This window comes from Paenibacillus artemisiicola (genome assembly GCF_017652985.1).
GTDB lineage: Bacteria > Bacillota > Bacilli > Paenibacillales > Paenibacillaceae > Paenibacillus_Z > Paenibacillus_Z artemisiicola.
In genome coordinates, this window is the sequence record NZ_JAGGDJ010000112.1 from 1 (window position 1) to 1,793 (window position 1,793).

The window sequence follows — 1,793 nt, forward strand, 5'->3', positions numbered from 1 at the left end:
CTCCCTCAGAGAATAAAGGTTTTCTCGCGAATGCTCGCTCATTCGCAGAATTTCATATGCATGAATCAATAGGAGTTTCAAGAATTACATGAGAGGGGCTAAGCTGCTCCGTTTGAGGGCATGCGGGAATAGAAGGTGTTGGTTTGTTTACAACATCTCCCATGAAAGGTTTTACTGCACGCCTCTCTCCACAAGGTCCTTGGGATTCACTCTCCCAAATCTCGACGGGTCTATGCCCTCACATTCCTTCGTCCTATCTATCCAAGGTGTGGAGTCCGATCAACGTTAACGGAACGGGTCTATGCCCTAAAGCGTAAAAATCTCGGTACTCCGTGCTTTCTTTATGAAATCTTGCAAATGAGACGATCCATCGGGCTAGGTTGCGCGTTTAGTTGTTTAAGCTGCTGCTAATAGCGGTTGAGCTTTGTTCGCGGAGAAAGTTTGTCCTTCTCGCGCCATGGCTACAAGCATGCGAGCCAATTTCCCAATCAGCTTCATCATGGATTGCATTTTCGTCATTCGTTTTACTTCAATATTGTGTGCATGTAAGGCTTGAAATGCACGGTTGTGAGATAAAAGGTGAAACACCGAGAAGTACAAATGCTTACGCAGCAATGAGTTTCCTCGTTTGGTCAGCTTAATGTGCCCTTTATACTTGCCGGAGCTACGTTCCGCTAAGTTCAAGCCAGCCTTTCGCAATAACTGGTTCCCATGAGACAACTTACGTAGGTCCCCTCCAAATGCAAATAGGGCAGCCGTTGCAGGCACGGAAACACCAACGGATCGAACGAGATCCGAACAGGGGATTTCAGGCAATAGCTTTTCAATCATCTCGTCCGCTTCATCAATGATGTGGCAGATTCGTTCAAATTCTTCAATGAGGTGCCGCAGCTCCCATTTGTCTTCTTCAAGGGCAGTGGCGTCACCAACGCTATGTCTTGCGAGTGCTTGGAGCTCAAGCGCCTTGTTTCTGCCTCGCATACCGCCAGGTCTATCCATGTACTCTCCCCAGATCTGTACCATTTGTTCCGGAGCCAATTGCACGATGTCAGATGGGGCTGGAAAACGACGCAAAGTGGCTAGTGAACGAGGAGTAAAAATGTCTTCGAACGCTTGCCTATACTCAGGAAAACGGATGTCCAGCCAGCGGTGGATTCTGTTCTTAATGCGACCGGATTTAACAACCCAATGCTCTCTGTTTGTAACCATAACTCGCATACGGCGAAAGGCTTCATCCTTTGGAGAGAAGGGCGTGTAGAACCCGCGACTCACCGCATCGGCAATGACCAAAGCATCCTTTGGGTCATTCTTGGAAGGGGAGTTGTCTCTGTTTTCCTTATTACGTTTGGTCGTCATTGGATTGACAAGGACAACAGAAACGCCTTGTTTCACCAACCAATTCGCGATGTTGAACCAGTAGTGGCCGGTACTTTCCATTCCCACAACGACGTCATTCAACTGGTGAATGTTCTGCAATTTACGAATACTGCTGATTAAATGCTCAAAGCCCGCATGTTCGTTTGAGAACGAGAGTGGGCGATTGGTGAGGACGATACCTCGAAAGTTAATTGCTTGAGCAGCATGTTTCTCCTTGGCAATGTCGATGCCAATGACAAGAGTCGAAGTGGAAATGCGTTCTACACGTTGATTTTGAGCTTTAACTAGTCTAGACTTCATTTATAACGCCTCCTAAGGTGAGTTCTGAGGGCTGCAACCCAGTACATACTCATCCTAGCGAGGCGTTCGTTTTTCTGCAAATCGCATCTACTAACACCTACAGGAATGTTAACGGG

General features: G+C 47.3%; 1 protein-coding gene. It reads right to left on the bottom strand.

All coding sequences use genetic code 11. The annotated features are described in order from the left end of the window. Positions 1-396 precede the first annotated feature (396 nt). Positions 397-1,677, bottom strand: a complete 1,281-nt coding sequence (locus I8J29_RS33365; RefSeq protein WP_161745304.1) for an IS110 family RNA-guided transposase — start codon at positions 1,675-1,677, stop codon at positions 397-399. Positions 1,678-1,793 lie beyond the last annotated feature (116 nt).

Coding starts and splice junctions, on each gene's coding strand:
- I8J29_RS33365 (WP_161745304.1), bottom strand. CDS start 1,677: ATGAAGTCTAGACTAGTTAAAGCTCAAAATCAACGTGTAGAACGCATT.